The sequence below is a fragment of the Spirosoma foliorum genome (assembly GCF_014117325.1).
Taxonomy (GTDB): Bacteria; Bacteroidota; Bacteroidia; order Cytophagales; family Spirosomataceae; genus Spirosoma; species Spirosoma foliorum.
Genome location: NZ_CP059732.1, coordinates 5,766,952 through 5,785,786, shown reverse-complemented (window position 1 = coordinate 5,785,786; position 18,835 = coordinate 5,766,952). Strand labels below are relative to the sequence as shown.

Annotated in this window: 11 protein-coding genes; 5 read left to right on the top strand and 6 right to left on the bottom strand. The window is 47.3% G+C overall.

Annotated elements, in window-relative coordinates; genetic code table 11:
* Window positions 1-194: 194 nt before the first annotated feature.
* Window positions 195-5,294 carry an SdrD B-like domain-containing protein gene (locus H3H32_RS24505; protein WP_220472561.1) on the bottom strand — a complete coding sequence of 1,700 codons (5,100 nt, stop codon included), beginning with the start codon at window positions 5,292-5,294 and terminating at the stop codon, window positions 195-197.
* A gap of 381 nt (window positions 5,295-5,675) precedes the next feature.
* Between H3H32_RS24505 and H3H32_RS24500 the strand changes: the two genes are divergently transcribed.
* The 4 genes from H3H32_RS24500 to H3H32_RS24485 all read left to right on the top strand — a co-directional run bounded on the left by H3H32_RS24500 (window position 5,676) and on the right by H3H32_RS24485 (window position 9,176).
* The gene (locus H3H32_RS24500; protein WP_240543478.1) at window positions 5,676-7,178 is read left to right on the top strand and encodes an arginine deiminase family protein; all 1,503 of its coding nucleotides are present in this window, start codon (window positions 5,676-5,678) and stop codon (window positions 7,176-7,178) included.
* Window positions 7,179-7,320: 142 nt separating this feature from the next.
* Window positions 7,321-8,250: a citrulline utilization hydrolase CtlX gene (ctlX, locus tag H3H32_RS24495; protein WP_182458272.1), complete on the top strand. Its 930-nt coding sequence runs from the start codon at window positions 7,321-7,323 to the stop codon at window positions 8,248-8,250.
* A gap of 192 nt (window positions 8,251-8,442) precedes the next feature.
* The gene (locus H3H32_RS24490) at window positions 8,443-8,907 is read left to right on the top strand and encodes a MarR family winged helix-turn-helix transcriptional regulator (protein ID WP_182458270.1); all 465 of its coding nucleotides are present in this window, start codon (window positions 8,443-8,445) and stop codon (window positions 8,905-8,907) included.
* Between the two features lie 47 nt (window positions 8,908-8,954).
* Window positions 8,955-9,176 (top strand): hypothetical protein, encoded by a 222-nt coding sequence (locus H3H32_RS24485; RefSeq protein WP_182458268.1) that lies wholly within the window; start codon window positions 8,955-8,957, stop codon window positions 9,174-9,176.
* A 434-nt stretch (window positions 9,177-9,610) separates the two neighbouring features.
* Here H3H32_RS24485 and H3H32_RS24480 read toward each other — a convergent pair whose 3' ends face one another.
* The gene (locus tag H3H32_RS24480) at window positions 9,611-10,438 is read right to left on the bottom strand and encodes a porin family protein (protein WP_182458266.1); all 828 of its coding nucleotides are present in this window, start codon (window positions 10,436-10,438) and stop codon (window positions 9,611-9,613) included.
* 243 nt (window positions 10,439-10,681) lie between these two features.
* Between H3H32_RS24480 and H3H32_RS24475 the strand changes: the two genes are divergently transcribed.
* Window positions 10,682-11,395, top strand: coding sequence for an SDR family oxidoreductase (locus tag H3H32_RS24475; RefSeq protein WP_182458264.1), 714 nt, complete (start codon window positions 10,682-10,684; stop codon window positions 11,393-11,395).
* 107 nt (window positions 11,396-11,502) lie between these two features.
* Here H3H32_RS24475 and H3H32_RS24470 read toward each other — a convergent pair whose 3' ends face one another.
* The 4 genes from H3H32_RS24470 to H3H32_RS24455 all read right to left on the bottom strand — a co-directional run bounded on the left by H3H32_RS24470 (window position 11,503) and on the right by H3H32_RS24455 (window position 18,760).
* Window positions 11,503-13,470 carry a S8 family peptidase gene (locus H3H32_RS24470; protein ID WP_182464467.1) on the bottom strand — a complete coding sequence of 656 codons (1,968 nt, stop codon included), beginning with the start codon at window positions 13,468-13,470 and terminating at the stop codon, window positions 11,503-11,505.
* Window positions 13,471-13,587: 117 nt separating this feature from the next.
* Window positions 13,588-14,103, bottom strand: coding sequence for a hypothetical protein (locus H3H32_RS24465; protein WP_182458262.1), 516 nt, complete (start codon window positions 14,101-14,103; stop codon window positions 13,588-13,590).
* A 28-nt stretch (window positions 14,104-14,131) separates the two neighbouring features.
* Complete coding sequence (locus H3H32_RS24460; protein WP_182458260.1) at window positions 14,132-15,595, bottom strand: SusD/RagB family nutrient-binding outer membrane lipoprotein; 1,464 nt, start codon at window positions 15,593-15,595, stop codon at window positions 14,132-14,134.
* Window positions 15,596-15,619: 24 nt separating this feature from the next.
* The gene (locus tag H3H32_RS24455) at window positions 15,620-18,760 is read right to left on the bottom strand and encodes a SusC/RagA family TonB-linked outer membrane protein (RefSeq protein WP_182458258.1); all 3,141 of its coding nucleotides are present in this window, start codon (window positions 18,758-18,760) and stop codon (window positions 15,620-15,622) included.
* Window positions 18,761-18,835 lie beyond the last annotated feature (75 nt).

Genomic DNA, 18,835 nt, shown 5'->3' with positions numbered 1-18,835 from the left:
TTATGGGCCGGATATCAAAAGATATGCCAACAGATTGGTTAGTGAGTATACTATTTTGTGTCTTTAGAGATGTAAATATGATATTTCGTGTTTAACTGTTTCTTGATTTAGTATATTAGACTTCTTTTTCCCCTACATAATAAAGACTCCTGAAGTACTACCTCAGGAGTCTTTATTATGTAGGGGAAAGCTATTTATCTAGGATCGCCAATACGTTTGGCTCTCTTGGATTGAGTGATCACATAGGGCACACACACATCGGCCGGACAACCACAAACCGTCGGCATCAACATCACCGTTACATCCGTGTAACAGCCCGATGCGTTGTAGACCCGAACCGTGTAAGCCTGGGCCACCGCGGGATTCACCAGATTGCTCACAATCACCCCACCCGCTGGAATCGCTTTAGCTGCACCCGATAAGGAGGCTGCCTGATTGAAGGTGCTGCCCAGCGAGTATTGATAGGTGTAAGCGGCCTTGAAACCCGACAGGGTGATCTGGCCATTGGCCTGTGGGGTGTTGGCCACACAGGTGACAGGCGTAGCCAGTGCCTGGAAGGTAGGCAGGGAGTCCTCCTCGACAATGAAGGGACAGCAGCTGAAGTCAGGACATTTTCCGGTCACATTGTCAACGGCCAGGCTATAGGTACCGGGGGCGGTTACTTCGAGCACATTGGTGGTCTGTCCCACAATCTCCACATTATCCTTGTACCACTTGTAGGAAGACCGTCCGGTTGGAGCCGTCAGGGTGAAGGCATAGGAATCGCCAGCGCACATCACAAAGGGAATGGAGCTGCAAACGGTAGCGGTGTCGCCTGGGATATAGGCCTTGTTGTAGAGGATACCGGCGCTATCGACTCTAGCTTGAATGATTAAAGATAGGCTCTGTCCTGGGCTGAGGCTGGGAATGGTCCAGGTGCTGTTGGGTGTTCCCAGGGAGAAGGTAGTGCCGGTAGGTGCGGTGACCGAGGTTGGGTTGTAAGTCAATCCCGTGGTTGAGGAATCGGTGACAACCACATTGGTCGCGGTCGTGCTACCAGTGTTGGTGATGACCACAGCATAGGTGAGGATATCACCGAGTTTGGCTTTGGACTTATCGACGAATTTATCGAGCTCGAGGGTAGTCTGCAGGATATAATAACCCGCATCTAGTGTTGGGTTAAACTCACCCGGAGCCAGCGTTACCGAAGCCGTTCTTCCCGTGACGAGATCAGCATCTGAGTCGGTCGCTTTGTTTGTGCCACTCAACGGTGTAGTGGCCGTGTAGCCTGCTGGCGTCGTGAAACCGACTGAATAGGATAAACTGCTACCAGGCGTCAGCCCCGTAAAGGAATAGAGTCCGCTGGCGTTGGTTACCGTAGTGGCCGAAGCGACTCCATTTGTGTACAGAATTACCGTCACGCCCTGGATTGGCGTATCGCCTGTATTCTGAATACCATCTTTATTGGCATCGAGGAACACGTAGTCACCCAGACCTGCTGTTGGGATATAGTAGCCTGCATCGAGTGTTGGGTTAAACTCACCGGGAGCCAGTGTTACCGATTGAGTTCTGCCAGTGATTGGGTCCGCATCCGAATCCAGTTCATCATCGGTTCCAGCGTTAGCCAGCGTAGCGGTGTAGCCTGCTGGAGCCGTGAAGCCTACCGAGTAGGAGAAACTGTTACCGGGTGTTAGGCCCGTGAACGAATAGAGCCCGTCAACATTGGTCACGGTAGTTGCCGAGGCTACTCCGTTGATATAGAGTGTTACCGTTACGCCCTGAATTGGGGAGTCGTCTGCGTCCTGGATACCATCCTTGTTGACATCTAAGAAGACATAATCGCCTAGCTCCGCCGATGGTATGGCGAAACCCGCATCGAGCGTTGGGTTAAACTCACTAGGTGCCAGGGTTACTGACTGAGTACGACCTGTAATTGGGTCAGCATCAGAGTCAAGAGTGTCATCATTACCCGCATTGGCCAGCGTTGGTGTGTAACCACTTGGGGTGGTAAAACCGACCGAATAGGATAAGCTGCTGCCTGGCGTTAATCCGGTGAAAGAGTAGAATCCGCTGGCGTTAGTGACGGTGGTTGCCGAGGCTACCCCATTGGTATAGAGTGTAACGGTGACACCCTGGATTGGTGTATCGCCCGTATTCTGAATACCATCATTGTTGGCATCTAAGAATACATAATCGCCTAATCCCGCTGTTGGGATATAATAGCCTGCATCCAGCGTTGGGTTAAACTCAGCTGGGGATAGTGTTACCGACTGAGTTATTCCAGTGATTGGGTCCGCATCCGAATCTTTAGTATCGTCAGTTCCCTGATTAGCTAGTGTAGCCGTGTAGCCTGCCGGAGCCGTGAAGCCAACGGAGTACGATAAGCTGCTACCAGGAGTCAGCCCCGTGAAGGAGTAGAAGCCAGATGCATTGGTCACCGTAGTTGCCGAAGCAACCCCGTTAATATAAAGGATAGCAGTCACCCCTTGAATTGGGGTATCGCCTGTATTCTGGATACCGTCTTTGTTGGCATCTAGGAACACATAATCGCCCAGTCTGGCAGGAATCAGATAGAAGCCTGCATCCAGTGTGATATTGTTTTCACCAGCAGTCAGGTTAACAGGAGCCGTAATACCGTTTACTGGGTCGGAATCCTTCGATTTATCTGTACCCGATAAAGGCGTCGTTGCGGTATAGCCAGTTGGCGTATCGAAACCTACAGCATAACTTATGCTGGTAGAAGGCGTCAGGCCCGTGAAGCTATAGAGCCCACTCGCATTGGTAACAGTCGTGGCAGAGGCTACCCCATTCGTGTACAATGTTACTTTCACGCCCTGAATTGGGGTATCGCCTGTATCCTGAATACCATTCTTATTGGCATCAACAAAAACGTAATCGCCAAGGCTGGCAGGAGGAACGTAGCCCGCATCGTAAGAGAAGTTATTTTGACCGGCTTGTCCCAGCGTGAAACTGACTACGCCTGCCGTATTGGGGTCGGTGTCAATATGGTCAGAATTAGTGCCTGTTGCAGAATCTGGCTTGCCGCTCAAGGTCAATGCGCCTGCACTAGCACTTGTTGGGAATGTCAGAGAGTAAGAACTACCTGCCGTCAAACCCGTCAGGTTATAGGCGAAACCCGTTGCTGCGGTGCTGCTAATAGCACTCGAAAAGTAGTATTCACCAGCTGCGTTCGTTGTTACACTAACACTTCCTGTTATGCCTGGTCCGGTTAAGGTAACTTGTATGCCCGCTAAAGGAGCTTCACCCGGATCTTGTATCCCATTGTTATTACTATCGATCCAGACACGGTTACCGATTTGAATAGGGGGCTCATCGCAGTTTAGTTCAACATCACCCAGACCATTTGCTTTTCCGTACGTGGCTACATCACCACTATAATAGATTTGTACACTGGTAGAAGGGCTACCCGAACCATCCGAGTTTTTGAACCGCCGGATGCCCCCTGAATCAACATTGCTGGTTGGGTCGAGAACAATAGACGCAACTTCATCGCGACCTGGAAATAACGCCAAGCCACCCTCACTCATTTCAGCGTGATATGGGTTTGCAATAGATGGTATCGCAATACCATCACTGTAATAATATTCACCTCCACCAGGTCCTTGGTTTGTATTTGCACCAAGGGTTGCTGTACCCGAACAAATACGGGCATTATTCTCTATTGTCCATTGATTCACGCCTGGTGTACATTGTCCAGCCCGTAAAATATCACCTGGTGAAATAGCTCTGAACAACGAGCTATTATCTGAAACATTGGTACCCAGGTTATTATTTCCATACTGATCACCAAAACGGTCGCGGATGCTGAGAATCATTGATCCATCTACATCAAACTCAATTCCAGTTAGCATAGGTTGCGGGTAACTAAAGCTGCCTGAATTTCGTGCGTAGCGATTAGGAATCAGTCCGGTAGCCGCCTGAACATCCGTCCAGGGATACCAGCGATCTGCACGACTCACTCCCGTTTGGTCATTATCCGAAGCTCCTTTGGTATAGCTAAGTGGAAATGAGAGTACGGTTGTAAAGCTGGAATTGACCGGATTAAACTCAAAGACATAGGCTACCATACTCGATGGGTCTCGGGTAATCATCGGCGTAGAGCCCCCAGTTGACCCTGTGCCTGCGCTTACAGTTGTTGATACAGCTTCATTAGTCGTAACAGCCCCTACGTAAACACGCCCTCTGTATACTTTCAACGCGAATGGACGCAACACACTACCAGTGGCCTGTGTGACGGCGGGTAAGGAAAAGCTCGTTGGGGTGCCAGCCGATGGGCTAAGGCTGGTTGGATTAATAATCGGGATTTGGTATAAGCGACGATCACCTAAATTAACGGCATATAACTGCGTACCATCCTCCGAAATTTCAATATCGCCCAAACCTGCTTTCCCCACCTGATCAAATGCAGATGGATCATGGTTTAGTGTCGTTGTGGCAGCAGGCAATCCTCTGGCTACATTAGAGCCAACGGTGGTAGAAACAGTAACGGTGCTTCCCCCTGTTGTCGCGCTGAGAGCAACAGCCGTTGTGGCGGTTGGCAGGGTTGTAAACAGAGCACTGCTATAGGTAGTGCCTGAACCCGGCTTTGTGATATAAATAGCGCCAGCACCGCCCGTTCCAAGACCAGAGTGTCGTTTAACAAAGGCTGACGTAAATAGTACTTTGGATGTTCGCTGGTAGGCAACGCCAAATACGGTGCCTATCTGGGCATTGGTTGCAATGGCAAATTCTGCCGGAGAGTCGCCTGTACTGTTATAGGGTAAGGTAACGAGTACCCCTTGCGTCCCTGAACTTCCGCCACCTAATGGATCTCCATTTACATAGCAGGGTACAAGAAAGTTTGGAGCCGCCTGACAGTAATCGGTTGGGTAATTGATCCCTAAATTGACATTGCTAGCGGGTGAGCTTGCCACAAACTGAACCGAAGTCCCGCTTCCTGTGCCACGTGGACCATCGAAATAGCCCGTTGGGAGGTTGACAAACTCAACCCGATACGGGCCTGTATTACCCACTGTAAGTGTATAAGTTCCCAACGATGCAGCAACCGTACTACTGGTGGTGGTAGCTATAGCTGCCCCAGCTGCATTATAGGCGGTAATAGTTACTCCACCTACACCGGGTTCGCCGTAGGAATAAGTACCTGAGGCTGGTATGCTGGCGTAAACACCATCACTATTAAAGTCCCTATAGACTGTTCCTGTAATTGTCTGTCCCAAGCCTGGTAACGAACTTGTTAGCAAGCCTATAAATAGCAGTAACAGCCAATGAATCCTTTTGGCAGTAAAAGTGGGCATATGCATTTGATTTCTAGATACAACAACATGTATCAATAGGCAAAAAATATGCCGATAGGCAAGTGGAGATAATAATAGTGATATTAAATCGTGATTTCGTAAATTAAAGGTAATTATGTTCTATGTTTTATATTAAAAGTTCAATTTTAGTTTTTGTCGCAATTTGTATACCATGAATTACTAATGACCTAAATAAAGCTGAATTTGACTTTTATATGTATGCGAAAAATAGATCTGAGGGCGTATTTACTGTAATGATTTCTGAAAAATGGCTGTTTTCCTGGCTGATTTATTTCATAAACTAGGGATAAACTGGTTTCATTTTTTTTCCACGCTCAATCCTTTACCTTGCACTTCCCGAACTTATTTTCGGACTTACCTATGAGAAGCGAACAGAAATCGACTGATTCAGGACAAGCTGCAACGGCTACCGTTACCAATTCAGCTATACATTATATTAATGTTTCTTCTGAAATAGGCACACTAAAGCGTTTGCTGATTCATAGCCCAGATCGGGGTTTGGGTAAGGTTGTGCCTTCAAAAGCGCAGGACTGGCTTTTCGAAGACATTGTACATCTGGACATGATGCGTCGGGATGAGTATGATTATTATGTCAAGATTCTGCTCTATTTTCTGGACCCAGAGAAAGTGCGGGGTAAAATAGCTACCATTGGTCCTGATTCTGATCGCTCATTTTTTAAACCCGATCACGCCGATTATTTTAAATCCGATAAAGTAATTGATATTCAGCTGCTACTGGCCGATATTCTGGCTGATGAAACCATTCGTATTCGCCTGATTGCAGCCATTTGTGGAATTGAACGGACATCATTTTATACCCAGCAACAATTGGGTCAGTATGAGCCTGCCGAACTGGCGAAAATTATGATTTCAGGCTCGTTACCCGATCTGACAATGCTCTTTGCGCCCTTACCAAATTTTATTTTTACGCGCGACATTGGCATTGTCATCAACGATCATATCCTGCTCAATAAACCGGCTAAACCAGCCCGCACCCGAGAAGCGCTACTAGCACAATATATATTCTTTCACCACCCACTTTTTGCGGGTTATCAGGATAAAATCATTGAGATTCCTGATAACGAACACGCCTTTCTGCTACCAGATATTGACGTAAATCGCGACGTAACCCGCTCTACCTTAGAAGGGGGCGATGTCATGATGATTGCCAAGCGGCATTTGATTATTGGCGTTAGCGAACGTACTACGCTGTATGCCGCTCAGCAGGTCATGCGCTTGGTTTTCAACAAGAATCTGGTTGATAAAGTAACGATCATTAAAATTCCCAAGAAGCGGGATTACATGCACATCGATACGGTGTTCACTCAGGTAAAACGTAATGTATGGGTGTTGCTCGGAGCGCTGGCGCGTACGGGCGATGAAGCCAGGAAACGGGACGTTATTCACTTTTTTGCCCCTAAAGACGTTTCAGAGGATTTAAAAATTCTCCAGTTTATTAAGGGTATAGAGCACAAACCGATCGAAATCGAAAACCTGGAGGATTTGCTGACTGATATTAGCAAAAACGATCTTGGCGCCACTGAACCTGTACAATTCATTTATTCGGGAAATAATGAGTTTCCGTTTGGCGCTCGCGAGCAATGGACCGATTCCTGTAATTTATTAGCGCTCAAAGATGGCGTAGTGGTGGGGTATGATCGAAACGAAAAAACGGCCGATGCGTTCCGGGCGGCTGGTTTTGAGGTGATTGGCGTGGCCAAGTTGCTGGCGCGTTTCGAAAAAGGACAGTCATCGCCCGAAACCATTGAAAATACATTCATTATGCTTCCTTCGGCCGAGTTAAGCCGAGCGCGGGGAGGGTCACATTGCATGAGTTTACCGCTGCTTAGAGCAGATATATAGGTTCGTCTAGTGTAAATGTTACGTGAACAATATAGGACTCTTTGCATGAATCGTTGAACAATTGATGTATCGGTGCTAATTTGCTGACGGATTCGGCATCATGCACTAACCGATTTTCCAGCTAACTGACTCACAGATTATTATGCAATCTCAGGCTACTTCCCATATCTTAATGATTCGCCCTGTTCGTTTTGGATTTAACGAACAGACGGCAGAGTCCAACGCCTTTCAGGATAGTCAACTGGCTGCGCAAACGAAGGGTACAGCGCAGGAAGACGCCCAGCAAGAATTTGATGAGATGACTCGGCAATTGCAGGCCATGGGTATCGATGTAATGGTGTATGAAGACACGGTTGAGCCGCATACACCTGACTCGATTTTCCCAAACAACTGGGTTTCCTTCCATGCGAGCGGTCGGGTGGTGTTGTATCCAATGCAGGCTGAAAACCGCCGACTCGAACGTCGGCAGGATATTATTGATGATCTCAGCGAGCGGTTTCACGTTGATACTATCATTGACTTAACCTACTTTGAGCAGGAGGGTAAGTTTCTGGAAGGGACCGGAAGTCTGGTGCTTGATCGGATGAACCGGGTTGCCTTTGCCAGTCTTTCGCCCCGAACGCATCCAGATGTAGTGGCCGAATTTAGCCGCCAGACGGGCTATCGTACGGTGGTATTTCATTCGGCAGATGCCAATGGCCAGGCAATTTACCACACAAATGTGCTGATGTGTATCGCCGAGTCGTGTGCTATTGTCTGCCTTGCGGCCATCAGCGACCCCGACGAACGCCTTATGGTTCGCCAGGAACTGGAAGGCCTGAACAAACGTGTGATTGAGATTTCGTTGGAGCAAATGGCCGCTTTTGCGGGCAATATGCTCATGATTACCAACGGCAAAGGTCAGAAACTCCTCGTCATGTCGACTCGCGCGTTTGAGTCGCTAACGCCCAAGCAAATCGATCAGCTAGATGATTATGCCACGCTCGTTCATTTCAATCTATCGGTAATTGAGGCAAATGGAGGAGGGTCAGCCCGGTGTATGATGACTGAGGTACATCTTCCCAGGAAGTAATAGGAGCGAGGAGTTAGGACCGGGCCGCCGAAGCGGTGAGAATGGCTGGCGCAAACAGATTATTGCCGGATGAATTCTCACCGCTTCGGCGGCCCGGTCCTAACTCCTCGCTCCTATTACTTTTTTTTTAAATATTGTTTGCACATACAAATATCGCTTCCTACCTTTGTTTCAACAATTGGGGAATGAATTATGAACAACCAGGAAGCTGCCGTAGCTGAAGAAAATAAACTAGCCTCACGTTATAGTGCCTGTCTACTGTTTTCGGCAAATGCATTGGCTCGAGCCATTACAGCTATTGGTGATGAAGAATTTGGTCGCTTTGGGATGTGCTATTCACATGCATACATGTTATGTGAAGTGGTAGCTCAACCGGGTATTACCCCATCAGAATTGAGCGAAACGCTCTGTCTGACGCCGTCAACGATTACTCGATTGGTGGAAAAACTGGAGCAGAAACGGTTTGTTCGGCGGGAATCAGAAGGAAAACGAACATTAATCTACCCAACGCTGGAAGGGGAAGCCATTCAGCCTGAGATTTCTGAGGCTTGGGATCGGGTAGGAGCTCGTTACTCGCAGGTAATTGGCGAAACAGATGTTTGCCAATTGACGAAACAGATCGTGAAAGCGACGAAAGCGCTGGGGGAACCCATTTAAAAAATTTATTTAAAAAGTTGTTTGCACATACAATAAACTAGAAGGCCATGAAAACCAACGAAACCACAGTAGGACTAGTAGCAGGTAACGTAACTGAAACCACTAAAAATATTTGCCGGTCGTTGGCTGAAAAAGGTATTTCGGCCATTGTCGTGCAAAAAGATGGGCGTAAGCTCGAGGTAGTCGAGACCGCTACAGAAGAGCAGCATAATTGGTCTGGCCAGCCCGGGAAAGATCTTTTCTTTAACGGTTGGAAATTACTGTTTTGATGTATGATATAGGGTGTATGTTATATACATAGGTGAGGGCGAGAATGTGTGGGCTTAGCTGCCACTCATTCTCGCCCATTTTTTATAAAGCGCTCCTGTTTATTCCGATTTGTTTAACGAGAGTTATAATCAATTAGCACTCGTTAACGATGCCGTTAGGTATCGAATGTTTATAGGACATAGAACGAACAATTTTGGCTCGCATGCCGTAGGTATGCAATCATTCGCTGTTGTTGCATACCTACGGCATGCGGCTGATCATTAAGATACATATCTACAAACATACGATCCCTATAGGATCAGCTCTGTATAACATGATTTGTCCAGAGGCCAATCTATTGATAGGAGTAGGCGCTGGAAATGACATAACAAAAATGGCGACACCCAAGTGGTTGTCGCCATTCTAAAAACCCACTCTATGAGAAAGTTTTTTGTTATCGTCCGAGAGGGAATATGTACCCTAGTGTTCCCTGCCCGAAGATTGTTTTAGAATCTGTATTGAACCCGTTGTCTGTATCCCCTAATGAGTACAGGCCACGAACTTCAATCGTAACATGTCCAGGTCCAGCTTTTATCGCAGCGCCAACGCCTGCCCCTGCCCCAAAGCCAAAGCGTCCTTTGGCGCCATCAAGCGATTGTTTCTTTCCATCCTGACTCGCACTTAGTGCATAGTTTGCATAAGGGCCTACGTTCAGGAAAAAGCGATTCCCGGCATACGTTCCTGTGGAGAATTTCAGAAATAAAGGCACCTCAAGGTAATCTATGGCATTCTTGTAGGTGATAAAATTGGTTACTTTATTGGCGTAACGAGCGTAGTTGATTTCAGGTTGGAACGAGACGTTCCCTGACCCGAAATTGAAGGTCAACCCACCAATAAAGCCAATTTCTGGATCAACACCAGCTACTGTTTCCGTAAAAACTGGATACGTAACTCCGCCCCGAATACCAATCCGAACGCCAGATGGCGTATTAGTGTCTGCTATTTTTTTTGATCGATTTAGGGATGCCGTCTCCGTTGGTTGAGTTAGTGTCGTTACAACGGCTGGTTTCGTCTTTGTCGGCGCCTGTTCTCTCTGCTTGGCGCGATCCATTGTGGTAGGAGCTGTATTGTTAGTAGTTGTTTTCTTATTAATGCCGTGGTATTGGTCATAGAGCTCCTGCTGGCGATTAGGAGATGCCGTCGTGTTGCCCGAACCCGTTTGCCCCATGGTTGAACTAGCGGCTAGAAATGTAAGGACCAGTATTGAAGAAAATAATTTCATTGGTAAGCGGTTGCTAAAATCACTAAGTAAGTTTAGCTGCTAAACTACTAAATTTCGTGAGAGCACTTAGGAAACGGTCAATCACTTGAGCTTACGGTTGATTTCCGTAAACATTTTTGGACTGTAGAGATTTAGTTTAGTAGGTGGATTCGAAAATTACGGGTTAGGTATTGTAGCATTCACGTATTCACCTTATTCAGTACCCCACTACCCTTACTTCACAAATTACACAGATAATTGCTCATGAAAACTCACCCTCAACGTACGGCTCTGATTACGGGGGCCAATAAAGGAATTGGAAAAGAAATTGCCCGGCAACTCGCTCAACGTGGGTTTACGGTATTCATAGGTGCCCGAGACATGGCTAAAGGGCGAGAAGCGTCGGAAGAGCTTTGTCAAGAAGGATATGATGCTACGTGCATACATCTCGATGTAACTGATCCCGTTAGTATTCGAACGGCTTGTGGTACATTTTCGCAACAGGCCGACCATTTAGATGTGCTCGTTAATAATGCTGGTGTCCTCGAAGATCATGGCGGAGATATTCTGACTCTGAATGCCGAAATGCTTGATCGAACGTTGAAAGCCAATGTGACCGGGCCTATTTTAGTCATTCAGGATTTTCTGGAGCATCTGCAAAAAAGTAAATCTGGTGCACGTATCATTAACGTATCGAGCGGAGCAGGTGCCCTTAACGATATGACAACCTATGCCCCAGCGTATAGCATCTCAAAAACGGCGCTTAATGCCGTAACGAGGCAATTTGCAGGCGCACTCCGAGGGGAGAATATAGCGGTCAATTGCGTTGATCCAGGCTGGGTGCGTACCGACATGGGTGGTTCAAATGCAAGCCGACCCGTTGGGAAAGGGGCCGAAACCATCGTCTGGTTAGCCACCGAAGCCCCTCAGTCCGAAACCGGCAAGTTCTGGCACGATAAGAAAGAGGTTGATTGGTAGTTGAAGTGATTCTGAACCGGGATTTTTGTGATTATACTGATTTTTATGATTTGTCTAGTAAAAGGAAATCATGCTAATCAGTGTAATCATAAAAATCCCGGTTCAGATCAATGTAATCCCGGTTCAGACAGAATCATCTTCACGGCTTCGTACGCATTAAGCAATCCACCCGAACGACTCAGGCTTTTGAAAGGCACTTGCTGGTTGGACCGACCTGGTTTGCGCACGGTTACATCGGGTTGGTAGCTACTTTTTAGCAAAATGTCCCTGACCTGAACGGCTGTTAGTTTCGGGAAGTAGGAACGGATTAAGGCTGCCACACCGGCTGTCATGGGCGATGCCATACTGGTGCCAGAGAAACTGGCGTATCGATTATGGGGCAATGTCGACAGAATAGCGGTGCCGGGAGCAAAGATGTCTACCGTTTGCACGCCATAATTTGATGACCGACTCGGTAGATTGTTGCCAACCCGCCAGGTACTATTGCCAACAACCAACACGTTTTTTGCGATTTGCCCATTCTCGTATCGTGCAGACGGGTAGGCGGGCAGCGAATCGTAGTTTTCGCCGTTGTTGCCAGCCGCATGGACGATCAGAACATCGTGCTCTTCCGCAAATCGAATGGCGGCATCAACCTGCTCTTTGAACGGAGATAGTCGTTTGCCAAAGCTCATATTAATTACTTTGGCACCATTCTCAACGGCATAGCGAATGCCATTGGCCACGTCTTTATCGCGTTCATCGCCATTGGAAGGGACAACCGAAACCGGCATGATCCGAACATTATCGGCAACACCATCTATCCCTAATCCATTCCCTTGCTCAGCGCCAATAATGCCCGCTACATGGGTTCCGTGCATAGCCAACTGCTGCGATTGACCAATTAGCATTTTAGGACTTCCGTAATATCGTTCAGTTGGATCGGCTGGGTTATCACCCACAGATTTACGTGGATTGTAATCGGGGTTGTAAGCGATATCGGCCTCTCCGCCCATAGCCTGCCGGAACCGTGTCCAGTTTTTGCAAACAAGTCCGAGATATGACTTAAACGATCCGTACTGTGGTAAATAGGCATCGGCTAAAATACTTTTGACGGCAATTGCCACCGAATCTGTTCTAAAATTGATCGCACTGATTGAAAGCGATGACGTAATTGTATCCGGTAATTGAGTTTGAATTTGTTGGGCAACCCGCCAGAATTGCGCTGTATCAGCGAAGGCTATGTATTTAGGATAGCTGACTTTGTACCGTTGCAAAAACTGCTTTTTAGCGCTCAGAAAGGTATTGTATTGTCGCTTATCGGCAGGCTTAATTGTGGCCGGATCCACATTGTCATATTTATTTCTGAGTACGAGATATGTTTGGGTAATCTCGGGCTGATCGTATTCGTAGGTAGTGCCATCTTTTGCTCCCATGAAGTTCCAGCCATTAATATCGTCGGTATACCCATTTTTATCATCGTCAACACTGTTTCCTGGAGTCTCTTTCGGATTGACCCAGATAACATCCCGCAGGTCTTCATGCGTTATATCGACTCCAGAGTCAAGCACCCCCACAATCACCGGAACCGACTTTCGATCTTTCAATAACTCATAAGCCTTATATAAACTGATGCCCGCTACTGAATCGCGTTTAGGATCAAGATAGGGCCAGTTTTGAGGAGGTTGATTTAGGTCAGGGCGTATTCGGATAAAGGGCGTTTTTGACGAAAACGCTTGTTGGCGCTCCGGACATTTATCATTAATGGGCGTTAACAGAAAGCTCTCACCATTGTTAGTATAAGCCAGTTTATACAGAGCCAGCGCATTGTTCTCGCAGGAACTTTGGCCGGTAATTTTTTGAATAAAGAGGGTATCGCCATCCTGTTCATAGCGCATCGTTTCCAGAACCCGATTATCACTTTCGGTTTTGATCGATAACGTATCATTGCCAAAGCTTACCACTACCTGTATTGCATTGGGAGCCATGATGAGCCCTTTCCAGCGAGTCGTGTGAATAGGCAACTGGGCTTGAGAAGCAGTAAGAAGGGAGAAAAAAAACAGTATGAATAGCAGAGTACTTTTTCGTGTATTCATCATAGGTTCTGGTAACATTTCTCTAAAATATACATTTGCTAAGATAATATCGCAAAAAACCACAAAGTCCGCCAAACGTTCGGCGGGCTTTGTGGCAAAAAATCAAGTTCACGAAACTTAGTTGACAATGCGCACCCGAACCGGCTCAGGTACGATTTGGGTACCATCGTCCAGGGTTACCAGAAATAAGAACTGAATCTCTGTATAGTTCGGCAACGCAACTGGCGTCGTAGCCACACTTGGATATTTTGCCTTAAAGGCTGCAATCGTTGTGGTAAACACGGCTGTTGTACCATTACCTGCTATAGGGGCTGCGTTATACGCTGTTGTGGCTGTGGCTGCATTCAACGTAGCTACGTTGATGCCCGTAGCACCACCCACAACTTTGGTGATCTCTTTAATCGTACGACCACTCGATGCCGGTATCGACATGGTGAACTGAATAGGACCACCAGCCGCCAGAGAACTGATAATGAACGGATTGAAGCCGTAGGTAGTAGCATCGGTAAACGTTACCGGAATGGCCGGACGATTATCCCGAACCAGATCACTATAGATGTAATCATCTTTGCAGGAGAAGCTTCCGCCAGCCAGTAAAGCCAGTATTAAGCCTTTTATTAGATATGTTTTCATTCAATTACGTGTTTGAAGTCGTTAGCAACTAGTCAATATCCCACCAAATACGCACGTTCGACTGTGGTGATGGATTGGGGAAATTTGGATTACGCTGAATTTCGTTACTGATGTAAACTGCCCGAACTGGACGGGTGCCATCAATACCAGCTGCATTCTGGGACGGTTGCAGAACAGGATAACCGGTCCGACGGTAGTCGTTCCAAGCCTCCAGACCGTTACCCGTAAAGGCGATATATTTCTGAGTTATAATCTGAGCGATCTTCTCTTCAGTAGTGCCTGTCAGCGTTGCCACGGTTGGGTTAGCCGTTAGGTAGGCCGTAATTTGAGCGGCAGTTAAACCCGCCAGCGTCATTGAGGCTGTAATGCCTTCTGTGTACAGCGCCTGCGGATCGCCCGGTGTGCCCAGACGCAAGGCAGCTTCAGCAAGAATAAATGCTCGTTGGAAATTAGTAACTAACCGAACAGGGCCTTCACCAGCATTACCAACAACGTATTTATTGTAGCGAGACCAGTTGGCTACGGGTGTTGGCAGGGTACCCCGAAACCCATTGTCAATCGTTACATAATTGGCTCCTGGTTTGGTAAAGAAGATTGGCAACCGTGGATCATTCAGCGCTGTCAGCAAGTTCAGATAACGAGTGCTTAATAGCTCGTCATTCTGGAACGAACTAACGAATGTATAGGTATAGCGTGGATCCTGACTGCCTACACTTGATCCAAAGGCGAAATTCATATCGCCACTATTGTTGGTAATGTAGTTGCTGCCTGTCAGTACTTCGTTGATAACCGTAGCGGCCAGAGCGGGTTCTTTTCGGCTAATGGTTGCTGCAAACTTCAGGAGTAACGTGTTGCCCGCCTGTTTCCATTTGGTCAGGTTGCCGCCATAGATAATATCATCACCCGCAGGCTTAAGGGTTGAGGTTGCGTCGAGATCCTTGATGCCCTCACGAACAAGATCGAAAAGGCTCTGGATGCCCAGGGTTGAATTGCCTTTGTAGATATCCTCCTGTTTGTCCAGACGGGGCGTTGTATTTGCTTCACCTAATAATGCCTGCGAATAAGGTACATCGCCCCAAACGTCAGTGGCAATACTGAACGTATAGGCCTTCATAATCTTGGCAATACCCGAGTAAGCCTTTGAATTGGTGGCATCGCCTAACTCAATCAGTTTCTGATAGTTAATCAGAGGTCCATTATAAAGTTCACCCGTCCATTGGTTGCCAAAGTCAGCACTGTTCGTTTGGAAAATGTCGTACGTTGCGGGGCTGTTGGCGGCTCCTGCCAGTTGGTTCACCAGAACAGATGCAAACCGATTTAATTCATTGGCGTTTGCAAATGCGCTACCACCTTCGGCCCCAGCCAATAGTACCGCTGGCGTAACAGTGGTCGGGTTATTGGGGCTTACGTTAACATCTAAATAGTTACCACATGCTCCCAGCCCCAGAAAGAAAGGAAGCAGCAGATAGCTTTTGGGAATTATAAATTTCATAAGTAAGTCGAATGAATAGAGTGATTAGAACGTAAGCCGAATATTACCACCGAAGTTGCGGGTGTTCGGAGGTCCGTTCAGGTCAAGTCCCTGAATGTTGCCAGCTCCCTGCGTATTGGTTTCAGGGTCAGCAGGGAAGTTAGGCGCATAGAATAACAGATTGCGACCACTTACACCCACCGAAATAGATCCAAATGGAGTTTTGCCCAATAAACCCTTCGGAAAAGTGTAGTTCAGCGCTACTTCACGCAGACGATAAACAGTAGCATCATAGACCGCTCCTTCTGATGCCAGACCGCCTAAAGCTCCCCAGTACGTTTGTGCTGGTAACTGAATGTTGTTAGGGCGGAAGGTACCGTCAGTATTCTGGATTACACCAGGCAAAATCCGGGGTTGATCGCGATCAATACCTGTTACATACAGCGATCCGTTTGACCGGGCATCGACAGCATTGAATGAGAAAAGCTGACCGCCCTGACGGGTATCAACCAATACGGACAACGCTATTCCTTTGTAGGAAAATGTATTTGTCAAACCTGCTGTGTAATTAGGCTGCGGGTTGGAAATAACCGAGTTGGCAATACCCGGCGCAAACTGACCAGTCGATCCGTTTACTAAGTACTGGCCCGCATATTGGCCAGTTGGATCATAATACAAACCGTTAGGATCTGAACTTTGAACGCGCGAATTTGCCGTGCTGACAATTACACCATATGGATACCCTTCATAAATAGATGGAGCGATACCAATAAAGGAATTACCGGCAATGTTGGAGGATTTAACGCCTGGGGCAATAGAAACTACTTTATTACGAATAAGGGTGTAGTTCAGTGTAGCATCCCATTTGAAACCACCCACCCGAATAGGTGTGGCGTTCAGGACCAGTTCAATACCTCGGTTTTGCAATTCGCCAACGTTGGTTGTACGTGTATCAAAGCCCGAAGAGTTCGATACCGCTACGTTGAAAATCTGCTGCGTGCTTTTAGAATCGAAATAGGTAGCGTCAATGCTCAACCGGTTTTTGAAAAAACCAAGGTTGATACCAACTTCGTAAGAGGTTACGAACTCAGGCTTAAGCGTGCTGCTACCAATCCGGGTTCCAATACTGAAACCTGGCGTATTATTGGGTGCTAGTGGGTATGTAATACTGGCCACATTGTTACCGTATGAGGTTGTAGCATAAGTGGTGCTCAATTGATAGGGGTCAGCATCGCGTCCTACTTTGGCTATACTAGCCCGAACTTTCGCGTACGAAAGCACATCCGAATTGATCTTAAAGGCATCTGTTGGCACGAAACTGACCGATGCTGCCGGATAGAAATAGGTATTGTTCGCTTTCGGTAATGTCGACGATTGGTCGGCACGTCCAGACAGTTCCAAGAACACATAGTTATTATAGTTCAGGGATAACTGGCCATAATAACCTACCAGACGACGCATCGTAGAGCTCTCGAACGTACCGGTGAACACTGTGCCACTATTGATGTTATAAAAGCCTGGCAACGTCAGCGAAGCCGCATCGGCAGCAGATTCCTGCGTTTTGCGCTGGTTGATGTTGTTGCCTAACAATAAATTGGCATTCAAACCCTCCAGAAACAAATTGTCTTTACGAGCCGTAATTAACAGGTCACCGTTTAACTCATTACGGAAAAAGTTGTCCTGTTGTACTTCGCCCAGTGGGGCACGACCCGATCCAATCGGTAGTATTAACTTACGGCGATCGGTATAGGTATCACCCGTAACGCGGTAGGCTACCGTTAACCATTTAGCGAAATCGTAGCTAATCTGGAAGTTGCCAAAGAAACGGTCTACCTGGCTATCGAGCCGCTCATTGTTCACGCTCCATTCCGGGTTATTCGTTGATGGGGTGAAGTAGACGCTTTTCCCATTCGCATCCTGATATACCTCGTTAGGCAGGTCATAGCTTCGGGGAATACGGGTAATCTGCCCAAAAGCACTGGCTCCGTTACCACCTGGAACACCTCTCGATACCGTCTGGACGTACGTGCCTGTACCACTGACTTTTATGCCATTCTGTAAACGGGATTCACCGCCTAATTGCACGTTGGTTCGGTTGAACTTCGAATTTTGAACAATCCCGTTCTGAAGCGTATTGCCAATAGCGATAATGTAGTTGCGCGTAGCATCGCCCGAGGCAATATTTACTGAGTTCTGGATAATACTGCCTTGCTTGTAGAAATCCCGCACGTTGTTCGGATAGGCCTGGTAAGGCACTACATTTCCCTGTGTATTGGTTACCGACGTTACACCCGAAAAAGCTGGGCCCCAGGAGTTGTTCGACGTTGGGGTAAACAGGTTGTTGGCTCCCTGACCATAGTCGTTCTGGTATTTCGGTAAACCATATACGTTCTGAACGTTGTAGGATGAATTGACCGTTACCTCCGTTTTGTTATTCTGGTTACGTCCCGATTTTGTGGTGATTACAATAGCACCCGCCGATGCCCGTGAACCATACAGAACAGCAGCTGCGGGGCCTTTCAATACGTTGACCGATTCAATACTTTCGGGGTTTATATCGGCCAGACGGTTGGATGGCTGTGTCCCGAAGAGCGTGTTTTGCGTGTTGTTAACATCGTTACTAAAGATGATACCATCAACTACGATCAGTGGCTGGTTGCTCCCGTTGAACGACGTAATACCGCGAATGTTGATGTTCGTTGATGCGCCTGGTGCGCCACTGGAGCCCGTAATGCTAACCCCGGCAAGTTTACCCTGAAGGGCGTTGAGCAGGTTGGGCTCTGAGCGTTGAGCCAGAATGTTGCCGCCTACTTCCTGCGTTGCGTAGCCCAGCGAACGTTTGTCGCGTTCAATGCCCTGGGCAGTTACCACAATCTCATCGAGACTTTGCGAGCCAGCAACAAGAACCACGTTAACGGTCGTTTTGTTACCAACGGCAATCTCCTGACCTGTGTAGCCAATGAAGCTAAATACGAGTCGTGCATTAGCTGGTACATTGATCGTGTAAGTCCCGTTGGCATCCGTTATTGCACCACGGGTTGTTCCTTTTACCTGTACGCTCACACCCGGTAGAGTGGAGCCGTCGTCTGATGAAGTGACGTGGCCGCTAACCGCTATATCCTGCGCCAGGACTGGCAAACAGAATAGTAGAGAAAGCAGCCAGCTTCCAAATAAAATTTTTCTCATTTGTGAGTAGAGATTTAATTAATACTTTAAAATTTAGCAATAAGGGACAAATATACAGTTTGTGAATTTGATGTT